This is a genomic window from Pseudomonas sp. GL-RE-26 (assembly GCF_019956275.1).
GTDB classification, from domain to species: Bacteria; Pseudomonadota; Gammaproteobacteria; order Pseudomonadales; family Pseudomonadaceae; genus Aquipseudomonas; species Aquipseudomonas grandcourensis.
Window position 1 is genome coordinate 11744 of record NZ_JAHBDI010000018.1, and the last position, 22886, is coordinate 34629.

General features: G+C 62.7%; 18 protein-coding genes. 3 read left to right on the forward strand and 15 right to left on the reverse strand.

Going from position 1 to position 22886, the window contains the following annotated elements; genetic code table 11:
• Nucleotides 1–35: 35 nt before the first annotated feature.
• The 14 genes from KGB07_RS13635 to KGB07_RS13700 form a co-directional block, all read right to left on the reverse strand.
• Nucleotides 36–1955: a hypothetical protein gene (locus tag KGB07_RS13635; RefSeq protein ID WP_223465609.1), complete on the reverse strand. Its 1920-nt coding sequence runs from the start codon at nt 1953–1955 to the stop codon at nt 36–38.
• Nucleotides 1952–3256, reverse strand: coding sequence for a lipopolysaccharide biosynthesis protein (locus KGB07_RS13640; RefSeq protein WP_223465610.1), 1305 nt, complete (start codon nt 3254–3256; stop codon nt 1952–1954). Before KGB07_RS13640 ends, KGB07_RS13635 begins: the two co-directional genes overlap by 4 nt.
• Nucleotides 3253–4254: a polysaccharide deacetylase family protein gene (locus tag KGB07_RS13645; protein WP_223465611.1), complete on the reverse strand. Its 1002-nt coding sequence runs from the start codon at nt 4252–4254 to the stop codon at nt 3253–3255. The genes KGB07_RS13640 and KGB07_RS13645 overlap by 4 nt, the downstream gene beginning before the upstream one ends.
• A gap of 12 nt (nt 4255–4266) precedes the next feature.
• The gene (locus tag KGB07_RS13650) at nt 4267–5403 is read right to left on the reverse strand and encodes a glycosyltransferase (RefSeq protein WP_046043664.1); all 1137 of its coding nucleotides are present in this window, start codon (nt 5401–5403) and stop codon (nt 4267–4269) included.
• The gene (locus KGB07_RS13655; protein WP_223465612.1) at nt 5396–6364 is read right to left on the reverse strand and encodes a glycosyltransferase; all 969 of its coding nucleotides are present in this window, start codon (nt 6362–6364) and stop codon (nt 5396–5398) included. Before KGB07_RS13655 ends, KGB07_RS13650 begins: the two co-directional genes overlap by 8 nt.
• Nucleotides 6361–7728 (reverse strand): O-antigen ligase family protein, encoded by a 1368-nt coding sequence (locus KGB07_RS13660; RefSeq protein ID WP_223465613.1) that lies wholly within the window; start codon nt 7726–7728, stop codon nt 6361–6363. The genes KGB07_RS13655 and KGB07_RS13660 overlap by 4 nt, the downstream gene beginning before the upstream one ends.
• Nucleotides 7725–8819 carry a glycosyltransferase family 4 protein gene (locus tag KGB07_RS13665; RefSeq protein ID WP_223465614.1) on the reverse strand — a complete coding sequence of 365 codons (1095 nt, stop codon included), beginning with the start codon at nt 8817–8819 and terminating at the stop codon, nt 7725–7727. Before KGB07_RS13665 ends, KGB07_RS13660 begins: the two co-directional genes overlap by 4 nt.
• Complete coding sequence (locus KGB07_RS13670; protein WP_223465615.1) at nt 8816–10408, reverse strand: GumC family protein; 1593 nt, start codon at nt 10406–10408, stop codon at nt 8816–8818. Before KGB07_RS13670 ends, KGB07_RS13665 begins: the two co-directional genes overlap by 4 nt.
• 17 nt (nt 10409–10425) lie before the next feature.
• The gene (locus KGB07_RS13675; RefSeq protein ID WP_223465616.1) at nt 10426–11457 is read right to left on the reverse strand and encodes a polysaccharide biosynthesis/export family protein; all 1032 of its coding nucleotides are present in this window, start codon (nt 11455–11457) and stop codon (nt 10426–10428) included.
• Nucleotides 11458–11479: 22 nt separating this feature from the next.
• Nucleotides 11480–12127, reverse strand: coding sequence for a CpsD/CapB family tyrosine-protein kinase (locus KGB07_RS13680; protein ID WP_046043670.1), 648 nt, complete (start codon nt 12125–12127; stop codon nt 11480–11482).
• The gene (locus tag KGB07_RS13685; protein WP_223465618.1) at nt 12128–12874 is read right to left on the reverse strand and encodes a sugar transferase; all 747 of its coding nucleotides are present in this window, start codon (nt 12872–12874) and stop codon (nt 12128–12130) included.
• A 166-nt stretch (nt 12875–13040) separates the two neighbouring features.
• Complete coding sequence (locus KGB07_RS13690; protein WP_223465620.1) at nt 13041–14045, reverse strand: NAD-dependent epimerase; 1005 nt, start codon at nt 14043–14045, stop codon at nt 13041–13043.
• Entirely contained in the window at nt 14042–15394 is a 1353-nt protein-coding gene (locus tag KGB07_RS13695; RefSeq protein WP_046043674.1) for a UDP-glucose dehydrogenase family protein, read from the reverse strand. Before KGB07_RS13695 ends, KGB07_RS13690 begins: the two co-directional genes overlap by 4 nt.
• Before the next feature lie 441 nt (nt 15395–15835).
• Nucleotides 15836–16903 (reverse strand): AraC family transcriptional regulator, encoded by a 1068-nt coding sequence (locus tag KGB07_RS13700; protein WP_046043675.1) that lies wholly within the window; start codon nt 16901–16903, stop codon nt 15836–15838.
• 71 nt (nt 16904–16974) lie between these two features.
• Between KGB07_RS13700 and KGB07_RS13705 the strand changes: the two genes are divergently transcribed.
• Entirely contained in the window at nt 16975–17889 is a 915-nt protein-coding gene (locus KGB07_RS13705; RefSeq protein ID WP_046043676.1) for a LysR family transcriptional regulator, read from the forward strand.
• A gap of 85 nt (nt 17890–17974) precedes the next feature.
• Here KGB07_RS13705 and KGB07_RS13710 read toward each other — a convergent pair whose 3' ends face one another.
• Nucleotides 17975–18895, reverse strand: coding sequence for a LysR family transcriptional regulator (locus KGB07_RS13710; protein ID WP_223465622.1), 921 nt, complete (start codon nt 18893–18895; stop codon nt 17975–17977).
• Nucleotides 18896–18989: 94 nt separating this feature from the next.
• On the opposite strand from KGB07_RS13710, the gene KGB07_RS13715 reads away from it, so the two are divergent.
• Together KGB07_RS13715 and KGB07_RS13720 are read left to right on the forward strand one after the other, a co-directional pair.
• Nucleotides 18990–19829 (forward strand): AraC family transcriptional regulator, encoded by an 840-nt coding sequence (locus KGB07_RS13715; protein ID WP_046043678.1) that lies wholly within the window; start codon nt 18990–18992, stop codon nt 19827–19829.
• Nucleotides 19830–21048: 1219 nt separating this feature from the next.
• Entirely contained in the window at nt 21049–22875 is a 1827-nt protein-coding gene (locus KGB07_RS13720; protein WP_046043235.1) for a DUF1302 domain-containing protein, read from the forward strand.
• The last annotated feature ends 11 nt before the right edge of the window (nt 22876–22886 follow it).

Below are 22886 nucleotides of genomic sequence, written 5' to 3' on the forward strand. Positions count from 1 at the left end.
GAAATGCCGACGCGGCCAGGCACAAGAGGGGGCGGTCATGGGGCGATCCAGCTGAGGGCGAACAGGGTTTGCCCAGGCAGCTCGAAGCTCACGTGACCGTCCCGGCAGTTGAAGGGGGCGTCGCGGCTGCGGTTGTCGGCGCCGAAATAACGCAGGGAGCCCTTGGCCAGCGGGCAGCCCGCGCCGTTGAGGTCGACACGTTGCAAGCGTGTGCCCTTGTTCACCCCCAGCAGCGTGCGCTTGAGGTCGTCGGCCATGGCCAGCACATCGACTTCGAAGGCGTCGTTGTCCAGGCGCACCACCTTGTGCAGCCAGTGTTGCTGGATGAACTGCTGGGCCAGGCCGACGGGCTTGAGTTCGAAATGATCATCGCCAAGTACCCGCAGCATGCCTTTGGGGTACTCGGGCTCGTCCGCGGCCTGGAACCAGCCGAGCATGTCGAGCAGGCCGTCCTGGGACGAATTGATCACCACCGAGGCCCACCACAACGAGGCGTAGTGGGTTTCCTGATCGTAAGGGCTGAGGCTGGCACCGCTGGACATGTTGGTCTGGTCAAGCAGCAAGGCCTTGCGCGGCCGACCCTGGGCGTCGAGCCCCACCAGGTCGGCGGCACGGCGCACGCTATCGCGATAGACCCGGGTCGCGAGCAGGTCGCGGATCATCCATTCGTGCCAGGCCAGGGCGTCAATCTGGTCGCCGGAGTCTTTGAGCAAGCGCCGCGCCCAATCGATGCCGCGCCGCTCGGTGGCGCGCTCAGCCAGCGGGCCGTTGATAAACCGCGAGCTGGCCGGAATGGCAATGCGCACGCCGGCCCTGGCGTTGTCGGGGTTGCTGCGCACCTGCCGGGCCATGCTGTTGAACACGGTCTGGAAACTGGCGTAGTCCGGGTAATTGAGGTTCGGCTCGTCAGCGAAACCGATGTAGTGCGTGCCCTTGCCACCCAGGGCGCGGGTCGCGGCCAGCCAGGCATCGAGGCCGCCATTGCTGGTGCTGTCGGCGCGCAGTTCGGCCTGGCGCTGGCTGCCGGCCAGCAGAGTGATGTCCTGGGTGATACCGAAGCGGTCCTGGTACAGGCGGCGGAAAGCGTCCTCGTAGTGCGGCTGCGTGGCCATGATGTCGACGAAGCTGTAGTAGGTCGCTGCCTGGGGTTTGAGCGCATCGAGCACGGCAAAACTCGAAGGCGGTGGCATCACGTAGGGCAAGGCGATGCCCAGGTTCGGGGTGTTGCCGAGCAGCTCCTTGTGCAAGGTCAAGCGGGTCTGGCCGTCGTCTTCGCGCAGGGGTTTGAGCTGTTGCGGATTCTGCGCGAACAGATTGGCCGTGCCGTCGAGCCAGAACGCCGCTTTGCCACTGCCTTGCAGGCGCAGGCGCCAGAACTGATCGCTGCTGGCGACAGGCAGCTCGGCCTTGTCGAATTGCCAGTAGGCACGGTAGGGCTTGAGGGGCAGCGTCAGTTGCTTGCCGTCACCCACGCGCTGGGCCTGCAGGGCGCTGACGCCGTCGTGGAACTTGCCGGCGAGCACCGCGTGTTCCCCGGCCGCGACCTTGAAATACAGCTCGTCGCCGTCACGGGTTTCCGCGCTGAAATGCACCTTGGCCGGAGCGAACAACGCCACGGTGTGCTCGTCGTGTTCTACGCGGTAGCGGCGGAAGCTGTAGCCCGGAATCTCCAGGCGATAACTGCTGGTGCTCGGTGCCAACGGCCAATGCTGGGTGCCTTGGGTCTCGGCGGCGGCGATCGCCCGTTCACCCTGGAGCCTGCCTTGGCCATCGAGCAGATACAGGTGTTCTTCGTTGGCGCCGGCCTGCCACGCCGGCACCCATTGCACCGTCACGGTATCGGGACGATCGGTTTGCAGGTACAGGCTGCCGTCGCGGATATCGGCCCAGCGCATCGGCCCGGCGCAGGCGTCGACGCTCAGGCCAAGGCTCACCAGCAGCGCGAAATACTTCATGCCGACTTCCGTTGCAGGACCAACAGCATCGGGGCGATGTCGCTGGGCAGGATGATCAGGGTCTGCCAGAACGGCACCTTGCTCAGGCGGCAATACATCACCAGCAGGGCGACCGTCACCGCCAGGTAGGCGATGGACGAGGCTGCCGCCGCGCCGACGATGCCGTAGGCCGGGATCAGCACCAGGTTCAGCGCCAGGTTGAGCAAGGCACCGAGGCCCATCAACAACGAAATCGAACCGGGTCGATCCTTGCCCAGCAAGTCCAGGCGCAGGATGCTCGCATAGCACAGCCCGAGCAGGCCCGGCAGCAGCGCGAGCAGCGCCGGATAGGCCGGTTGGTAGGCCACGCCAAACAGGGTGACGATCAGCCAGTCACCGATCAGCGCCATGCTCAGGCAGGCGCCGAGCATCACCGTGGCCGTCAGGCGCAAGGCCAGTGGCGTGACTTTGTCGATGCCTTCTTCCTGTTGCAGCAGGCGTTTCATCAGCGGCGTGGTCACCGCTTCCGGGACGATCAGCAGCAACTCGGCGGCGGCGCTGGCCATGGCGTAATGCCCCAGCGCGGTGCTGCCGAGCAGGGCGCCGATGAACAGGTAGTCCGAGCGCAGGATCACTTGCTGGAACAGCAGGTCCGGATGGCTGCGGGCGCTGAAGCGCAACAGTTCGTTCTGGCTGGCACGGTCCCATTGCAGGGTCAGCGGCTGATTGCGCTTGAGCCACACCCAACCGACCAGCACCACCAGGCTGATGCCCGCCAGCCAACTGATCAGCGCCACTTCCAGGGCTGCGCTTTTCCACATCCAGAACAGCGCGAGGAACAGCAGCAGCGGTGCCAGCGACTCGATCAGGCGCAAGGCGTTGAAGGCAACCACGCCACCGGAAGCGTTGTGCAGGGTCAGCAAACCACTCTTGAGCACGGTCAGCGGCACTGCCAGCAGCAACAGCCAGGCGAGCAGGCCCAATTGCGTGGTGATGTCCAGTTCACTGCCGAATTCGCGGGTCAGCGCCACCACCAGCAAGGTCAGCAACGCCGCCAGTAGGCAGCCGAACACCAGCACCTGGCTGAGCAGCAGGCCCATCGGCCGTTGTTTGGCCGCCTGATAGCCCACCGCCGAATTCAGGCCACCGCTGGTGGCGGCGCTGATCAGGTCGGGCAGGGTGCTGAGCAAGGCAAACAGGCCCCGTTCGCTGGGGCCGAGAATCCGCGCCAACAACACGTTGCGCAGCAAGCGCAGGGCGATCATCGCCAGTTTGGTGCCCATGCTCAGGGCCAGGTGCTTGAGGTAGTGGCTGCGGCTCATGGACGTGCCCCACGGTAGATGCGCCAGGACAACAACTCGGGATTGCGCGCGGTACGCTGGCTGACACCGAAGCGCGGCAGGGCCAGTGGATCTTCGGTCCCTCGATAAATCCCGGTGCCGGTGCCCAGGGCAAACGGGAAGTCATGCCGGGCCACCTGTTGGCGCACACGCGCATCGTTGTCGCCATTGGGGTAGCAGTAAACCGGCAACGGCCGGTTGCAGCCGTGGAGCAGCGCGTCGCGACTGCGGCTCAGTTCTTCATCCAGGCATTGATCGTCGAGACCGGTGAGGATGGCGTGGCTGGCGCCGTGGGGGCCGAAACGCACCAGGCCGGACGCTTCCAGATTGCGCACTTGCTGCCAGTCCAGCGCCTGGGGCAACGACTCTTGCGGGCAGGCATCGGTCAGGCGGTTGAGGTCCTGGGGCGACAGGCTTTTCAGGCTCTGCAAAAAGTTCAGCAAGGCCAGGCTGCGGCGCTGTTCATCAGGGTTTTCGCACAGTGCCGGCAACGGACGCCCAAGTTGCTGCAAGCGTTCGATCAGGTGTTGCCGTGCCTGTTCGCCATGGCTGTTCCACAGGGTTTCGCCGATGCTTTCCCACCAGAAGCGCTGGCGGCTGCCAATGAAATCGGTGGACAGAAAGATGCTCGCCGGCACCTGGTGCTTTTGCAGCAACGGGAAGGCATTCACCGCGTTGTCGCGCCAGCCGTCGTCGAAGGTCAGCGCCACTTTCGGCCGCTGCGGGCGCAGCGCACCCGGTTGCAGAATGTCCATCAGCGGCACGCAGTCGAAGTGTTTTTTCAACCACGCCAGCAGATGTTCGAAGGCCTTGGGCCCGACGCACAGTTCATTGCGATGGGGCAGTTCGGCGGCCTGGTCGCTGGCCAGCACCCGGTGCAGCATCAGGATCACCCCGGCGCCGTGCAGTTGATTGCGCCCCACCGGGGAGTTGAGGTACAGCCAGCCACTGGTACGCTTTAACAGTTGCTTGATCGCCATGGCACGCGCCTCTCATCGATTTTGCTCGGGGTTCCATTGGGCGTAACGCTGACCGCGCAGGAACTGCCACAGGCCGGTGCTCATTCCGGCAAGGGTCACCAGAAGGAAGGCGGCGAGGCGAAAGGGTTTGGGTAAGCGGTGTTGCGAATCCAGCAGGCCGGCAATGGCCACCGTGTAGCCGAGCAGTTGCGCGATCAGGCTCAGGCGATAGAAGCCGTGATCCTCCCACAGCCAGAAATTGCTCAGCAGCAACGGCAGCAACAGGATCGGCGCCAGACGCCGGATCAGCTTGTGGCTGATCAAGGCAAGCGCATACAGGCCGTGGGTCAGCGGATTGAGCAGCTCCCGGCGCTGGGCCAGGCTTTGCAGGCCACCCACGGTGACACGCTGACGGCGGCGGAACTGCTTGTCGGCTTCGTCCACGCCCTGGTCGATCACCTGGGCTTGGGGCACGTAGACAATTTTTTTGAAGGCCACCGGCGCGCAGGTGCTGATGAAGAAATCGTCGTTGACCTCCGCCGGCACGTTCTGGAACAGCTCGCGACGCAGGGCGAGCAATGCACCGTCGGCGGAGACCATGCAGCCGGTGCGGTTTTCCACGTAGCGCAGCCAGCCTTCGTAGTGCCGATACAGGCTGTCGCCCACGCTCAAGCCTTTGCCGGTCACCGGGATCACCATGTGCCCGGCGCAGCCACCGACCTGCGGGTCGTTGAGCGGCGCGAGCAAATGGCCGAGGGTGTCGGTGGACCACTGGTTGTCGGCGTCGGTGAACACCAGGATCTCGCCGCTGCTGCTCGCGACCCCGGCATTGAGCGTCGCCGCCTTGCCCTGGCGGGGCAGGTCGAGCACGGTGATGCGCGGGTCATTGACCTTGTGTGCACAGGCCACGGTGTCGTCGGTCGAGCCGTCGCTGGCGAGGATGACGTGCAGCGTGCGGGCCTGATAATCCTGGGCCAGCACGGTGCGCAGTTTTTCTTCGATATGCCGCGCTTCGTTGTGTGCGGCAATCACGATGCTCACGTCCATCGGTTGTGCCGGTCCATGGCGCGGTGCCGGGTAAAACGGCGCCAGCAACGTCAGTAACAGGGGATAGCCGAGGTAGGCGTAAACCGGTAGCAACAGGCACGACCAGAAAATGAATTCAGCCACGGGCGGGCCTCCTGGCATTCCAATGACAAAGACTGAGGATGAACCCGGCGCCGGCCAGGTGCAGGCGCACCCAGTGCAGGCCCCAGAGTTGCAGGGTCAGGAGCGTGTCGTGGTGCCTGGCGCTCTGGCGCAGGCTGAGTGCCAGGGCGGGCAGGACGGTCAGCAGCAGCATCAGTGCCCCATGGTGGGGGAAACCGTCGAGCAGGGCGGAAATGGCCATGAAGTCGACCACCCAGGCGCCAATCGACAGCAGCGGAAAGCGCAGCAAGCGCAGGCTCGGACCATGGGTGCGGAGCAATTGCAGATGACTGCCCTGGCGCCACAATTCCTTGCCCATCCATTCCCGCCAACTGCCTTCGTAGCCCCAATGCAGCGCTACGCTTTGGTTGACTGCGAGCAGCTTCGCGCCCGCGTCGACCAGGCGCATGGTCAGCTCCTTGTCCTCGCCGGTACGCAGTTGTTCATTGAAGCCGCCGACCTTGTCGAACCAGCGGCGGCGCATCAACAGGTTGGAACTGGGCAACCATTGCGCGACATGCAGCGGCTGTGTGTCGGGGCGCAAGGTGCGGCGTTGCCAGGCATCGGCGTACCAAGGCGCCTGAACCGGGGTGTGCAGGTCCAGGCCAACGACATCGGCCTGGCCGCTGGCCTCCAGGTCGAACACCAGCTTGAGCCAGTTCTCGGGCATCTCGACATCGGCATCGATAAAGGCCAGCCATTCACCGCTGGCGATCGCCGCTCCGCGATTGCGCAAGGCGCCGATGAGCAGCCGGGGCAGGACCAGGACCTGGGCGTCGAACTGCCGGGCGATCTGCGGTCCCTGGTCGTCGGAGCCGTTGTCGACCACGATCAACTCGCATTCGATGTTGGCCGCATCGGCGGCCTGTTGTGCCGCCTGCAGGGTCCGGGCGATGTGCCGGGCCTCGTTGTACATCGGGATGATGATACTGACGCGGTTCATGCCCTGGCCTCCTTTGGCGGGGCTTCTTCGGCTTTCGTGCGCAGTACGCTGGTCAGCGCGAGCATGATCCACAGGTACTTGTGGTTCGGCGCGCTGAGGAACATCAGGAACAGCGTCAACGACAGAAAACTCATGCCCAGGTGAGTCATCACATCGGCCTGCGCGGTGTCCCCTCGCAACAGCCAGGCGCGGCGGGCGCGCATCAGGTTGTACAACCCCAGGGCCAGCATGCCGACGAACATCAGGCCGGCGGGAATCCCCAGCTCACTGAAGATCTCCAGGTAGGTGTTGTGGGCGCGACGGTACAGGTCCTCGGTCTTGCCGGTGATGGAAAAGACCTTGGCATAACCGGTGGTGGCGTAGTGCAGCGGGAACGTGCCGGGGCCGGTGCCGAGCAAGGGGTTCTCGGCGATCATGGCGCTGCCGACCACAATGTAGGAGGCGCGACGGCCCAGGGACGCGTCCTGGCTCTTGGCCCCGGAACTCAGGATGCTCAGCGACTGGATGCGCTCCACGTAACCGACCGGCATCGCATAGAGCCCCAGTGGAATCACAATCGCCAGGCCGAGCATGGCAAAGCCCAGGTGGCGCGGACGAATGCGTGGCAACTGCGCACGGTAATGCCACGCGCCGATCAACAGGCTGAGGAACAGCACCACCAGCCCCGAACGGGATTCGGTCTTGGTCATGCCACCGAGCAACAGGAGGGTGCAGGCTCCCCAGAACAACCGGTGCAAAAGGTTATGGCTGCGCACCACCAGCAACAACGCCATGGGTACGGCGAAGGCAATCAGCAGGGCAAAGACGTTCGGGTCCTTGAGCAAGCCGGAGGCGCGGCCCTCGTCCTGGTATTTGACGGAAAACATGGCCATGGCGCAGGTCACCGCGACACTGATGGCAACCAGCCGGGCGAACATGTCGAGGTTCAACTCACGCCCCACCAGCAGGGTGATGACAAACAGAATCAGGCCGACGCTCAATTCGCGCAGGTGGCCCAGGGAGATGCCCATGTCGTCGGTGTTCAACAGGCTCAGCAGGTACAGCAACATGAACCCGACCAGCAGACGCCAGATATTGCTGCGCAGGCGGTCGGCCGGGATCTGGTGAATTGCCAGTTGCAGCATCAGGATCAGCGCCAGCGAGGCCCCGAGGAGCTTGGAGCCCGACAGCGCGTTGTCCTTGAACAGACCCTCGAACGGCAGGATGGCGACAATGCCCAGCAGGCCCCAGGCAGGCTTGCGGTACAGCACCGCGACACCCACCAGGCCCAGCACCGCGCCCGGCGCCAGATACGGATAGGGGCTGGCCAGCAAACCGAGGCAGACCAGGCCGAGCAAACTGACGATCGAGAGCGGAAAGATCACGCGTGTGCCTCCCGTGCAGTGCGGATGTAAAGCTGCGACCAGCGTTCGGCCAGGGCCTTGAGGTCATAGCGATCCCGTTGCGTACGTTTTGCGTTGTCGATCAACTCGCCGGCCATGCTCGGGTCACCCAGCAGCGCGCCGATCTGGCGGGCGAGGGCGGCGCTGTCGGTGGGCGCGGCGAGCAGGCCGTTGTGGCGGTCCTGCAAGACATCGGGAATCCCGCCGACGCCGAAGGCCACCACTGGCACTCCGGCCTGCATCGCTTCGAGCAGAATCATCGGCGTGCCTTCGGTGCGCGAGCTGATCACCAAGGCATCGAGTTGCCGCCACCAGGCGCCCATATCGGTCTGGTAGCCCGGCAGCGTGATCCGCGACTGCAAACCTGCCTCGTCGATCCGTGCCTGCAGGCTTTCGCGTTCCGGCCCATCGCCGAGCATCACCGCATCCAGTTGCGGGTACTGCCGACACAAGGGGATCAGCGCATCGAGAAACAGGTCAGGGCCTTTTTCACTGCTCAAGCGTCCGACGTAGCCGGCCAGCCAGCGTTGACGTGCGCCACTGTGCGGCAGCAGGTCGTTGGCCGCCGGCAAACCGTTGGGGATCACCTGCAGCTTGTCCGTGCGTACATTGGCCTGGCGGTGCAGCGCGGCAATGCTCTCGGCGACACACACCACCCGGTCCACCGAGGCCGTGCGGCACAGTTGCAGGCTCAGCCAGGTGTAGAACTTCTGCTTGCGACTGCGCGGGGTGAAGCCGTGCTGGGTGATCACCAACGGCAGGCGCAGCAGCGTGGCGCCGACCCAGCCGAACAGCAGGCCCTTGAAGTTGTGCGTATTGATCAATGGCCGCAGGTCCCGTCGCTGGCGCAAATGCCCCAGCAACTCGCCCAGGCCCGCACAGCCCAGGCAATCCACACCGGCCTGGCGAAAACGCGCGATCAGTTCTGGCGGCGCATCGAGAAACAGCACCAGGTGCTGCCCCGGCGTCGCCAGGCAATGATCCAGCAGCATCCGCTCGGCCCCATAGAAGCCGCCGCTGCTGAGCAAATGAATGATCGGCAGGTCGCGGGTGGTGCCGAGCGACGCGTTCAATTGCGCACCCAATGCACGAGGGCCGGAACGCTCCAGTTTTTGTGCGGATTGTTCGGCTGGGTGCTTTGATCGTTGATCACCAGCAGCACCGGCAAGTCCAGTTCATGGGTGATTTGCCCTGGGTGCTTGAAGCGGTGGTCGAAGAACTCACGCACGTAGACCAGGGCAATCGCCAGCAGCAAGCCGGTGAACAGGCCGAATGGAATGATCAGCAACGGCTTGGGAAACGCCGCTTCGGTCGGTTCGAACGGCGGGCTGAGCACCCGGGCGTTGGACAGGTCGTTGTCCAGCGCGCGCGACGTGCTGCTTTCGGCGAAGCGCTGGGCGTAGGTGGAGAACGCCGCGTGCAGCGCGTCGATCTCGGTGTCCATCTGGCGCAGCTTGCTCTGGGTTTCCTGCAACTGGTGGATGCGGTTCTTGAACTCGGCAATGCGCGCGGTTTTCTGGTCGATGACCGAGCTGATCGTCGCCAGGTCGCTGGTGCGCTCCTGGATCCGGTTGGCGACAACCTTCAGGAATTGCCCACGGGTCCGGGTGATTTGCTCACGTGCCAGCAACATCGGCTCACTGTTGGGCTGAAAGATCGCCAGGTCGCTCATGTAGCGGCCGACCAGGGTCGTCAGTTGCTCACCCAGTTGCTTGATCTCGCGATCTTCGAAAGCGACGTTGTCCACCGTGGTGGTGAAGGTGTAGGGGAAGGTGTAGTCGTTGAACCGGGCGCTGTTGGCGATGGCCAGGTTGGTTTTCAGGTAGTCGAGCCAGCGCTGGCTTTGCAGCAGGCGGTCCTGGTACAGGTTGAGCGCTTGCTCCTCGGTGTTGATCGCGTTGAGGCGGAAGGTGATTTCTTCCTTGGGGTCGGACGAACCGATGCTTTCGAGCAAGGCCAGGCGATTAGCCTCCAGGCCATCGAGACGCACCTGATATTGCAACTTCTTTGTTTCGTAGAAGCTCTGCGGCAGGTCGATCGATTGCATTTCCTGGCGGCTGACCAGGTAGTTCTGCAGCAGGGCGGCGACGAACCTGGTGCCTTGGGCCGGGTCAGGGAAGCTGTAGACGATCGAGATCACGTTGGAGCCCGGCAAGGTTTCGACCTTGAGGGCGTCGGACGCTTCCTGGGTGAGGGTATCGAGCACGGTGTCGCGCACCGGATCGGTTTGCAGCCCGAGCAGGCTGCGAACCGGGTTGACCACGTGTTCGCGAATCGGATTGGTCACAAACCGTTTGATCGGCTGCATCACCAGTTTGCTGAAGACGCCCACGGGCGGTGTGTACTCACCCTTTTCGCGCAACTGGCCGATGGTCTGGCGGATCAAGGCCGGCGAACGCAGGATATTGCTCTCGGTCTCCATGTCCGCCAGCGACGGCGGAATGAAGGACGCGTTTTCCTGGTTGAGGGTGCTGGTGGCATCCCCCTGGGAGAGTTTCTTGGACTGCACGATCACCTGGGCGGTGATATCGAAGCTCTGCTTGAGCATCAGCGGCAAGACCACGGCGATCACTGCAAAGACCAGGAAGACTCGCTTCACCAACTGCTTGTTGGCGAAGAAGATCCTGAAGAACTCATGCAGGTAGTTTTCCTTTGGATTCATGACGGGGCACCTGTGAGTTAGTTGCTGCTGTTGTCGTTTTTGTTGTCGACGCGGTAGCTGAAGCTGAAGCCCACGCCCTGGAACAACACGACGTCCGCCAGTTGCCGTGCGAGCTCACCGGCGCTGGCCAGCTTGGTCTTGGGCACGTACAGCATGTCGTCCGCTTGCAGGTAGGCGATCTGCGAGGCATCGCCGGACAAGGCCTTCTCTACGTCATACCGATGGGCGACCACCTGGTTGCCGTTGCGCCGCATGATCATCACCGAGTCCAGGCGTGCCTTGATGTTGGAGCCGCGGGCCATGGTCAGGGCTTCGAGCACCGACACCGGACGGCGGATCGGGTAGGACCCCGGCTGGCCGACTTCGCCCAGTACATAGATTTCGTTGCCGGCGGTGGACTTGAGCAGCACGTCCACGGTCATGCGACCCGGCAAGGTGGCGTAGCGTTTATTGAGGTAGGCCTCCAGCTGGTTGACGGTCATGCCTTGCAGCGGCACGGCGCCGATTTCCGGGAAACTGGCGTAGCCATCGGTGCCCACGGTGATTTCCCGGCTCATGCCGGTGCCGGGGTGGTTGAGCGTGGACTTGAGGTTCTGTTCATTGGTCAGCGGGCTCACCAGGTTCACCGACAGCTGATTGCGGTTGGGCTGGAACAGCTGTTTGCGGTCGTAGGCGCGCTGAATCGCCTCACGAGCCTCATCGCGGGTCAGACCCTCGATTTTCACCGAGGTGTTGGCCCCTGGCAGTTCGATGGTGCCATCGGGCAGCACCAACTGGTTGCCGTTGAGCTGGCTGGCGGCGGTGAAGTTCAGCGCGATCATGTCCCCGGACTGCACGCGATAGGCGTCCGAACCACTGGTGCTGATGTGGAAGATCACGTCCAGCACATCCTGTGGGCGCAGGGTCTGCTCGACCTTGGGCACGTCGGTGGCCTGGGCGTTGGCCGGTGGAGCCGTGAGGATTTGCACCGGCATGCTTTGGGATTGGTCGGAAGTGCTGGAGCAACCTGCGAGGGGCAGCAACAGCAGGACAAGCATCTTGGCGTTCATGGCGTCATCCTTATCTGATTGCTCACAGGTTTTTGTACAGCCACTTGGGCATGTAGTACTTGCGTCGGTTGAACACGCTGCCGACCAGCTTCGCTCCGGCCTGGCTCAGGCGCTGGGCCGCGGCCTGGGCCACTTCCCAGCGGGTGTCTTCCGAGCGCACGACCATGACCACGCCGTCCACCTGGGTGCTGATGACCAGGGTGTCGGAGGCCGAATACACCGCATCGCCGTCGATCACCACGAACCGGTACTGGCTACCGAGTTGATTGAGCAAGGGGCTCAGGCGTTCGGCTGTCAGGTGTTCGTTGCCACGGGAATGGCGACCGAACGGCAGCACGTGAAAGGGCAGGCTGGAGACGTCCACCACGCAGTCCTGCAACAAGGGCGGGCTCTGGTCGTTGAACAACAAGTCGCGAAACCCCCGTTCCCTGGTCAGCCCCAGCTGTTGCGTGAGGTTGGTCGCCGACTGGCTGGCGTCCACCAGCAGCACCAGGCCGCTGCTCATCTGCGCCAGCTGACTGGCCAGCGCCAGGGCGCTGGTGGTGGTGCCGGCGCCGGGGTTGGCGGCGGTCAGGAAAAGGATCCGCAGGTCCTGGTCGAGCACGGTCGATGTCAGGTTGGACTCGCTCGGGCTGGCAATGCTGAGGCTTTTAGCAGTTGAACCGTCCATTTAACTCGCTCCGTGGCCGCTGAATACTTTGAAAGGGGTTTTCAACAGAATCTTCAAATCAAGCAGCAGGCTCTGTTGGGCGATGTAACGCAGATCCAGCTCAACGCGCTGGTCGAAGTCGATATTGCTGCGCCCGGAGATTTGCCACAGGCCGGTCATGCCGGGGTAGATGCTCAGGCGCGCCAGATGATTGTCCTTGTAGCGGTAGGCATTGAACGAAGTCGGCCGGGGGCCTACCAGGCGCATGTCGCCGGTCACCACGTTGAACAGGTTCGGCAGCTCGTCGAGGCTGGTGCGTCGCAGGAAACCGCCGATACCGGTGATGCGCGGGTCCTTGTCGATCTTGAAATCGATGGCGTCGGCGCCGTGCTTGTTCAGGTACCGCAGGGACTCTTTGAGCTCCTCGGCGTTGGCGACCATGGTGCGGAATTTGTACATGCCGAACAGGCGGCCGCGGTAACCGGTGCGCTTCTGCACGAACATCACCGGCCCCGGGCTGGTGAATTTGACGGCCAGCGCGAGCCCCAGCAGCACCGGCGAAATCAGCACCAGGATCACCAGCGCACCGAGGCAGGCCATTACGCGGTTGGTGCGCGACAGGGTCCACGGCCGGCCACCGTCGCGACCGGTCACCCAGCCACGGCCCTGCATGTGGATGGCTGCGTCCATTCGCATGCGGTGCTCGGGGTCCATGCGCTTGTCCCTGCGCATTTTTTCCAGGGGCACACTTTTCTCATGACCAGTCATAAATCCTCCGCAGAGTTCAGCCGCGCGCGGCGTAGGCGATAGGCAGTTAGTTAGTGTTGATCAGATTATTGCTTAGTTAATTAATTCTGATCGGTTTCTTGCTTAGTTAATTGGTATTAATCAGTTAATTACTTTGTTAGTTAGTGTTGATTAATTAATTACTTGGTTAGTAGTAAGCACGGAACCAGGCAACGAAGCGCCCCAGTCCCTCATCCAGCTCGATCCTTGGCTGGAAATCGGTCGCGCGGGCCAGGTCGCTGGCATCGGCGCAGGTGTTGAGGACATCGCCGGGTTGCAGAGGCAGTAGCTCGACCCGGGCTTTTTGCCCCATGTGTTTTTCCAGTAGCGCCAGATACTCCTTGAGCTCCACCGGATGCTGGCCGCCGATGTTGAAGATCCGCCAGGGCGCCATGCTCGTGGCCGGGTCCGGTTGCTCGCGGTCCCATCGAGCGTTGGCTCGCGGTGGGCTTTCGATCAGACGCGCGATGCTCTCGATAATGTCGTCGATGTAGGTGAAGTCCCGCTGGTGCTCGCCGTAGTTGAACAGCTTGAGTGGGCGTTCTTCGGCGATGGCCCGGGCGAACTGAATCGGCGACATGTCAGGCCGTCCCCAGGGGCCGTATACCGTGAAGAAGCGCAGGCCGGTGCAGGGAATACCGAACAGGTGGCTGTAGCTGTGGGCCATCAGTTCGTTGGACTTCTTGGTCGCGGCGTACAGCGACAGCGGATGATCGACACCATCGCGCACCGAGTACGGTGTGTGCTGGTTGGCGCCATACACCGAACTGGACGAGGCGTAGATCAGATGCTTGACCGGGTGTTTGCGGCAGCTTTCGAGGATGTTCAGGAACCCGCTCAAGTTGCTGTCCAGGTACGCCCGGGGATTTTCCAGGGAGTAACGCACCCCGGCCTGGGCCGCGAGGTGGATCACCACTTCGGGTTGTTCGTTGGCAAACAGTGCCTCGATGGCCGTGGCATCGGCCAGGTCAATCGTTGAGAGCGGGAAAGGGCGTGCCTGCTCCTGCACCCAACGCACACGAGCGTGCTTGAGTTGCGGGTCGTAGTAGCTGTTGAAGTTGTCCAGGCCGAACACCTGATGTCCATCGCGCAACAGTCGCAACACGCAATGGGCACCGATAAAACCGGCCGCTCCGGTGACCAGAATCTTCATGGACGCAAGGCCTCGGGCACGATGTGGCGCAGGCCAATGCCGCAGTAGTGCAGGCCGGCGGCCGCCACTTGTTCCGGGTTGTACAGGTTGCGTCCGTCGACGATCACCCGTGCACGCAGCTTGCTCGCCAGTGTGTCGAAGTCGACCACGCGGAAGTTCTTCCACTCGGTGCAGATCACCAGGGCATCGGCGTCTTCGAGTGTGTCATCGCGGGTGGCGCACAGATGCAGGTCGTCGCGGTAGCCGTAAAGGCGCCGGCATTCGGACATGGCTTCCGGGTCGTAGGCCTGCACGCTCGCGCCTTCGGCCCAGAGGGCTTCCATCAGGTAGCGGCTGGGTGCTTCGCGCATGTCATCGGTGTTGGGCTTGAACGCCAGGCCCCACACGGCGATGGACTTGCCGGCCAGCCCGGCGGGAAATTGCGCCTTGAGTTTGCTGAACAGGATATGCCGCTGGTGGTCGTTGACGTCGGTCACGCTGCGCAGCAGCTTCAGTGGCATTCCGGCGTGTTCGGCGGTGTGCAGCAGGGCGCGCAGGTCCTTGGGAAAGCACGAGCCGCCGAAGCCGCAACCGGGGTAGATGAAGTGGTAACCAATGCGCGGGTCCGAGCCTATGCCTTTGCGCACGGCTTCGATATCGGCGCCCAGCAACTCGGTGAGGTTGGCCAGTTCGTTCATGAAACTGATGCGCGTGGCCAGCATCGCGTTCGCCGCGTACTTGGTCAGCTCGGCGCTGCGGTTGTCCATGAACATCAACTTGTCGTGGTTGCGGCAGAAGGGCGCGTAGAGATCGCTCATCTGGTCACGGGCTTCGTCGTCACTGGTGCCGACGATGATCCGGTCCGGGCGCATGCAGTCGGCCAGGGCGCTGCCTTCCTTGAGAAACTCCGGGTTCGACACCACCCGTACCTTCAGCGAACCTTTGCCGCGACGCTGCAACTCTTCAACGGCGGTGGCACTGACCTGGTCCGCTGTGCCCACCGGCACCGTGGACTTGATGATCAGAGTACGGTCGGCCTCCATTAAATTGGCAATCTGCCGGGCCACGTTCAGCACATGGCTGAGGTCGGCCGAACCGTCTTCGTCGGCGGGTGTTCCGACGGCGATGAAGATCAGCTCGGCGTGCTCCACCGCATCGCTGGCCTGGGTGGTGAAGAGCAAGCGACCGGCCTTGATGTTTTCTTCAAGGGTGCCGGAAAGTCCTGGCTCACTGATCGGTGGTACGGCCTGTTGCAGTTGCCGGATCTTGTTCGGATCGATGTCGACACACAGGACACGATGTCCGACATCAGCCAGTGCCGCGGCTTGAATCAGGCCAACGTAGCCCGTACCAAATACGCTCACGTCCATACTGGCGTGCCTCGTAAGACGGTGGAAAGTTGCGAAATAAGACTGTCAAAAGGGGTATAGACGAGCCTTGGCAAACCGTGTCAGCAAATTGGCATGTCGAATGGGCAAGACAACCCCCAAAGTTGGGGCCATTTGCCATTAAAGTCGCACCACTATTGGGGTTTCCCCGATTTTGGGCTCTTTTCGAGATTTTCAATTAAACGATGGACGGTCGTAAGTCTTGAAATACAAGGGCTGTAGCTGCTCGAGCGCGTCAGATTTGAGTCACCTGTTTTTTGACGCTTTATCCCGAAGTCCGCCAGTTCTTACGCAAAGATGGCACGGTGCTATCGTCAAGAAACGACCGACAAACTATTGGCGATCGACCTGGAAAATCGTTGCAAACACAATGAAACGATCGGTCGACGGCGGTGCCCGGAGCGAGCAGTTTTTAGAATGAGGTCAAGCCTTGGGCAGGCACGGGTCAGTTGCTCTACCTTGCCGGGTTCGCCAGGCTCCCGGCGCGCACCCCAGCCACCGCAGGCAAGCACGGTTGAAGCTTTGCACATCGCTGTAACCCAGACGGTCGGAAATCTCCACCAGCTCCAGGTCCGTTCCCTGCAAAAAATCTTCGGCCCGGTAGCGGCGGTATTCGTCGAGCAACTCTGAAAAACTCCAGCCCAACGCCTTCAAGCGTCGGGCGGCGGTGCGCTCGAGCAAGTGCTGGGTGGTACAGAATTGCTGCCAGTTGGCCTCGGCGAGGTCGCCGATCAAATGGTCGCAGACTTGCTCCAGCAAGGTCGGTTCGCTGTTGCGTCGGGTCTGCTCCAGCAACTCGACCAGCGTGTGTTCCAGTTCATGATTGCCCGGCGTCAACGGGATGACGAACAGCTGTGGATCGAGGCGGATCGAGTGCTGCGCCTGCCCCCATTGCACCGGTGCGCGAAAGGCTTGTTGATGTTCCTGCGCATTGGCCGTGCAAGCACCGGCCAGTCCGACGCCCAGAATCGGATCACGCTCCAGGCCACTGGCGAGAAATTTGCGCCGCAACATGCTGCACAGGCTGATGAGGATGTAATCGGTGGTTGCTGCGCTGGTTTTCACGCTGCCACGGTCGAGCAGGTGCAATTCGACGCTGTCGTCGCCGCGCACGATCTGCGCCTGGAAGTGCCCGTTGAAAAACGGAAAGAAACGCACGAAATACTGGCAGGCGCTGTCCAGTGAGGCGGCCACGTCGAACAGGTACGTCAGGCCGTTGGTGGCGGTGGAAACGAAACGCCGGCCAGCCGCCAGGCCGATCAGCGGGTCGCCGGTCTGCTCCAGGGCAAACGCCCAGAAGCGCCGCGACATGAACAGCGGAATGCGCATGAATGGCGTGCGCAACTCGAACAGGCTGCGGCGAAACAGGCCTTCGATACTGTCCCGGTCCACGCCACGGGCCAGCAACTCTTCGATGGCCGGCAGCAGGGTCGGCGCGTAGAACGCATTGGGTATCGATTGATCGTGCAGTGGCTGATCGCTTTTTGTCATGTAGGGCTCACAGCTTGTTCCGGAACACTGGTTAGGCTGCCCGACGTTAAGCGATTTGCCGGAGCAAGACCATGCTTGATTTACGCCAGCTCGATTTGAACCTGTTGCTTGCCTTCGATGCGATTTACCAGCAGCGCAGCGTCACCCGTGCGGCCGAGGTGATGTGCCTGTCGCAACCGGCCATGAGCAATGCGTTGCGTCGCCTGCGCGAATTGTGCGGCGATCCGCTGTTCATCAAGAGTCGCCTGGGGGTGACGCCGACACTGGTCGCCCATCGTCTGGCCGACTACGTGCGTGCCGCGCTCGAGTCATTGCGCGATGGCTTGCGCATGATTCCCGCCGCGCGACAGAACAATCCGCTGCTGCGCATCAGTTGTCTGGACTGCCTGCAACCGGTGCTGCTCGATGCCTTGCTCGAATCGCCCCACGCCGATTGGCAGGTGCGTTACTTCCAGCCCCGGCGCCGTGACGCCTTGCAGGACCTGGCCAGTGGCAAGCTGGATATCCTGATCGACCTCGACCAGCCCCTGGCCGGGCTTGCCGGCCTGCACAAACAGGCATTGCCCGCCGACCATTACGTGTTCGCCTATGGCGCCGCGCTCAAGGAACCGCCGCGCACCCTGCAGGCGTATCTGGAGCAGCCGCAGATCCAGGTGTCGAGCCGCCGCGACGGGCTCAGCCCGGTGGACTTGCAGCTTGGCTTGAAAGGCCTGCGCCGCAATGTGGCGATGAGCACCCAAAGCACCCTGGCGGCAAAGCTGATCGCCGATCGCCAGCCGTTCGGCATCAGCCTGCCAAGCCGGGTCGCCAGTGTGCTGGGCCTGCAACACGTGCCGCTGCCCCTGGACGAACCGGTGGAGTTGAAACTGGCGCTGTACATCGAGTCGCGCTATCGCTTCGAACGCAGCCGCGAGGAGGCGATGCATTGCCTGCTGCGCGCCCTCGGTGAGCCCCGGGCATTGCAGGCGCTGGTGCGGCGTGCGTGATGCTCACATATCCAGGGTTGTGCATTGCATTGTGGCGAGGGGGCTTGCCCCCTCGCCACAGGGATTGTGCAACTGCTTGAAGGGGCTAATTCGACGCCAACAAGCGCCGGTCAACCGACAGCACCGCATCGACCATCGCCAGCGCGGCCGGTGTCAGGGAGTGGCCGGCGCGGCTGACGATGCCGTAGTGCAATTGCAGGCCGGGGTCCTCCTTGGGCACATCGGCAAATTCCAGCAGGCGGATCAGGCCCTGGTCGACCAGTTCGGCCAAGGCCTCCACGGTGGCGATGCCCACCGCGTCGGAACGCATCACCACGCGGCGGATGGCGTCGAATTGCGCGCATTCCACGCTCGGGTTGAAGTCCGCCTCGCCCTGCACGTCGGCGAGGATCTTGCGGATCATCGGCGGTATTCGCGTGCCGACCACCGCGTAGTCGAGCAGGACGCGCAGGGACAGGTTCTGCTGCTGCACCAAGGGATGACCGACACGGCAAAAGAACCGCCCGCGTCGAGGGCGCAACAGCTGTACATGATATTGCGGGTCGCCGGTGAAGTACCGCGCGTCGGCCACGAGGAATTCGATTTGCTGCTCACGAAGCCAGACCGCCAGTTGCTCCCAGTCGCCCTGGTGGAAACTGATGCGGATCGCCGGGTGGGCCTGGATGAATTCCGCCAACGCCTCGGGCACCAACACCTGGGCCGGGTACGGGCCGCAGCCGAAGTGCAACTCGCCACCGGTCAGGCCGTTGTATTGCGTCAGTTCATTGTGCAAGGCCTGGCTGCCGGCGAGCAGGCGCCGGGCATGTTGCAGCACCAGTTCACCCTGGCCAGTCAGGCGGAATTCGCGGCTGCTGCGTTCTACCAGCGCGCAGTCGAGGTCGCGCTCCAGGGTCTGGATGCTGCGACTGAAGGCGGGCTGGCTGAGGTTGATCGCCTCGGCGGCCCGACCGAAGTTGCGGTAATCGGCCAGGGCGACAAGGTGGCGGAGTTGTCGTAGGTCCATCATGCGTCTCCTGCATTCGGCGGATACTTTTAATGCATTGGATCGATAGCACAGAGGCTGGCATAAGTACACGCCTGTCTTCTCGCCGTAACTTGCCATGACCAGCCAACCGTTCATTTCCAGCGCCTTCACCCGCACCATTCTCAGCCATGCCCGGCAGTCCGGACTGTGCCAGGACCAACTGTTGGAACGGGCCGGCATCTGCCTGTCGTTGCTCGAAGGGCAGGACCTGCATGTGCCCGTGCACCTGGTCGAACGCCTGTGGAGTGAATGCGAACGTGCGGGCGCGGGGGTGTCGTTTGGCTGCGATCTGGTCAATGGCATGGCGACCACTACGCTGCGGGGTTTGAACATTCTGCTGGACTCCGCCGCGACCCTGCGTGCGAGCCTGGCGTGTTTCACCGACTTCCTGCCACGGGTGACCAACTACGTACTGGCGGAACTGGAGGAGGGTGACGGGCAGGCTCGTCTGCACTTGCGCAGTGTTGACCGGCAGCCGCATTTTTTCGGCCTCGATGCGGCGACCCTGACGTTGGTGCGCAATATCGCCCGACGTTTGGGGCGTGCGCCGGCCGAGGTGTTCGTCGCGGTCCACCTGACGCCACAACAGGCTGCCGGGCAATGGTTGCGTAGCGCTGGTGTCGAGGTGCTGGAGGGTTCACATCCGTGTCTGAGCCTGCCGGCGGCCAGTCTTGATGAGCCTCTGCTCGGGGCCAATGGGTTTTTGCATCAGAGCATGTTGCGGCACTGGCAGACTGCGGCGGCGCAGCATACCCGCAGTGACAGCCTGGAGATGGCGCGGCACTGGTTGACGGCGGGGGATCAGCCGATCGAGCGGATTGCCGAGCGGTTGGGGTATCGGCAGCCGAGTAATTTCATTCGGGCGTTTCGTAAGCAGTTTGGGATTACGCCTAAGCAGTTTCGCCTTGGTTTGTAGGTGATGGGGTCGGTGTACATATCCGTTTCTGCGGTAATGGCGGCTGGCGGTTTCGCCCTTACGGCGAGTCCCTTTTGTCAAACGACACAAAAGGAACCAAAAAGTCTCGCCCCTTACGTACGGCCCCTCGCTAAGGCTCGGCGTTCCTTCGCTGCGGTATTCATCCGGGGGCATTGCCCTCCGGTCGGCTTCGCTTCGACCTACATGCAATGAGTTCGACTGCGTCGAACGGCGCTGCGCGCCAATCCCCGGATGAACACCTCCACTCAGCCTGCCGAGGGGGCGGGTGGATCAAGATCAAAAGCTGCAGGCGAGCTAACGCTCGGCCTGATGAGTGGTGAAAAGCGGCGCGGTGTGGGCTGCTCTGCCTTTGCTCTTCTGTGGGAGCGAGCCTGCTCGCGATGGCGGCCTGTCAGCCGACCTGGTATTTGCAGATGTCCGCAATCCCTGTGGGAGCTGGCTTGCCTGCGATGGCGGCCTGTCAGCCGACCAATTTCTTTCGAATGTACCCAGCTCAACTGTAGGAGCGAGCCTGCTCGCGATGGCGGCCTGCCAGCCAACCAATTGCTTGCAGATGTACTCAGTACCTGTGGGAGCGAGCTTGCTCGCGATGGCGGCCGGCCAGTCGACCAGGTACCTCACAGACGAACGCACCCAACAACCAGGCCGGCCGGTAGGCCGCCTCGGGCGCTGTTGCGGTGTACGCCCCCTCGTGAGGCCGAGTGGAGGTTCTGCGCAGTGGGCAACCCGGCATGGATGCCGGGTTAGCCGCCCCCGGCCATGGATGGCCGATGGCGGCGGGCCCACGGAGCAGGACCGGAGCGAGGGCATGCCGAGCCACGGCGAGGCACCGAATGTCAGGGGCAAGAGCCCTTGGTTACTTGGGGCTTTTCCAAGTGACCCGCTGTAAGAGCGGAACCATAGGTGGCCGTTACCGCAGAAACGGATATGTACACCATCAAAAATCCATGCCGCCTGACACAAAGCCATCGCGAGCAAGCTCGCTCCCACAGGGATCTTCAGTGGCAACAAGTCTGAAGTAAAACCGGGGGACCCAATGTGGGACCGCATCCATGGAGACGGATATGCACACCTTCAGAAATTAACCGAGACCCCCGCAGATCTCCCGATGATTATTTTTTGTCGGCCATCGCTTGCGTGTCGCGCCCGATAGTTGGGCACCGTGTCCAGGCTGAGCAAACCTGACCGGAGCCCAATAATGATAAAAAAACGCTCGGCCACAGCCGGAGTCCGCCAACGACTTCACCGGCTTGGCCACACCCGCCCGCAACCCCTTGCGCTGGCGATTCTTGCCGTACTGACGGGGCCGACCTACGCCACCACTTTTGACATCAACGAAGACTGGAGCCTGTCGACCAAGACCAGCCTGAGCCTGGGCAGCAGCTGGTCGACGCAAAACCCCGACAAAAGCCTGATGACCCGCGCCAACGCCTTGCAGGCCCAGGGCGTGAATGCCAATGGCACCAGCGTCAGCGCCGACGACAACCGGCTGAACTTCGAGAGGGGCGACCCCATCTCGCAACTCTTCAAGGGCCTCACCGATGTCAGTCTCGATGGCCAGGGCCAGGGCGCGTTCATTCGCTTCAAGTACTGGTACGACCATGCCTATGAAACCGGCAATGGCCGCTTCAAGGATTTCGATGATTCGGGCTGGGACGACCTGTCCAAGTTCAAGGGCTTCGAGGTGCTCGATGCCTACGTCTGGAAAGACTTCCAGGTGGCCGAGCATCCGCTGAGCGTGAAGGTCGGTAACCAGGTGCTGTCCTGGGGCGAAGCGCTGCTGATCCAGAACGGCATCAATGTGATCAACCCGCTGGACATCTCGGCGTTCAACCGTCCCGGCGTGGAAATCAAGGAAGGCCAGTTGCCGGTGGAGATGGTCTCCTTCAGCTTCGGCCTGACCGACACCACCAACCTCGAAGGTTTCTACCAGTACAACTGGCGCCCCAGCGTTCTCGATGGTTGCGGCACTTTCTTCGCCAGCAGCGATGTGATCCAGCCGGGTTGCGGGCCGCTGTTCCTGAGTCAGGTACAGACCGATCAACAGATGCAGGCCGCGGGTTTGTTCGCCACGTCCCGGGGCAACGAGTCGCCGTCCGACAACGGCCAGTTTGGCTTCGCCTTGCGCCAGATGATCCCGGCGCTCAACGATGCGGAAGCGGCGATCTACTACATCAACTATCACTCGCGGTTGCCGTATTTCACCATTAACGCCAGGAACACCGCCTTGCCCGGCACCTTCCCCGGTGGCATCCAGGGGCCGAGCTATGCGGCGGCTTTCCCGGAAAACATTCACCTGTACGGCATCAGCCTCAATGGCGTCGAGCCGGTCACCGGGATTTCCCTGGCCGGTGAGTTGAGCTACCGGCCGAACATGCCGATCGCGATCAACGCGCCCGACGTCAACGTCGCCGTGATTTCCGGACCGGGGGGCAGTTCCTGGGTGCAGTTGCCGCCCGGCTTCAGCACCACCAATGGCAGCCAGTTCGATGCGTGGGAGCGCAAGGGCGTCTGGCAGTTGACCGGTTCGGCCACCCAGGCCATCGACAACGTGCTGGGCGCCACGCGCCTGAGCCTGTTCGGTGAAGCCGGGGTCGTGCACATCGAAGACCTGGGGGACGAGCGCCTGGGCCGTAACGCCGCGTTCGGCCGCAGCGCCCCGCGCAATGGCACGCCGTGCAACACGGTGGCTTCAGGTGTGACCAACCAATTCTGCACCGACAAGGGCTTTGCCACCGATTGGTCGTGGGGTTATCGCCTGCGCGCCAGCCTCGAATACAGCGATGTGTTGCCAGGCATCAACCTGATTCCCGCCCTCAACTGGCGGCATGACGTCTCGGGCTATTCCTACGATCCGCAAGGGCCATTCCAGGAAGGCCAGCAGGCGCTGGGCGTGAGCCTGACCGGCGTCTACATGAACGATTACAGCGTGGAACTGGCCTACAACACGTTCTTCGGTTCCAACGACTACAGCACCCTCGACGACCGCGATTTCGCATCCGTCAGCTTCAAGGCAGACTTCTAAGGAGAACCGTT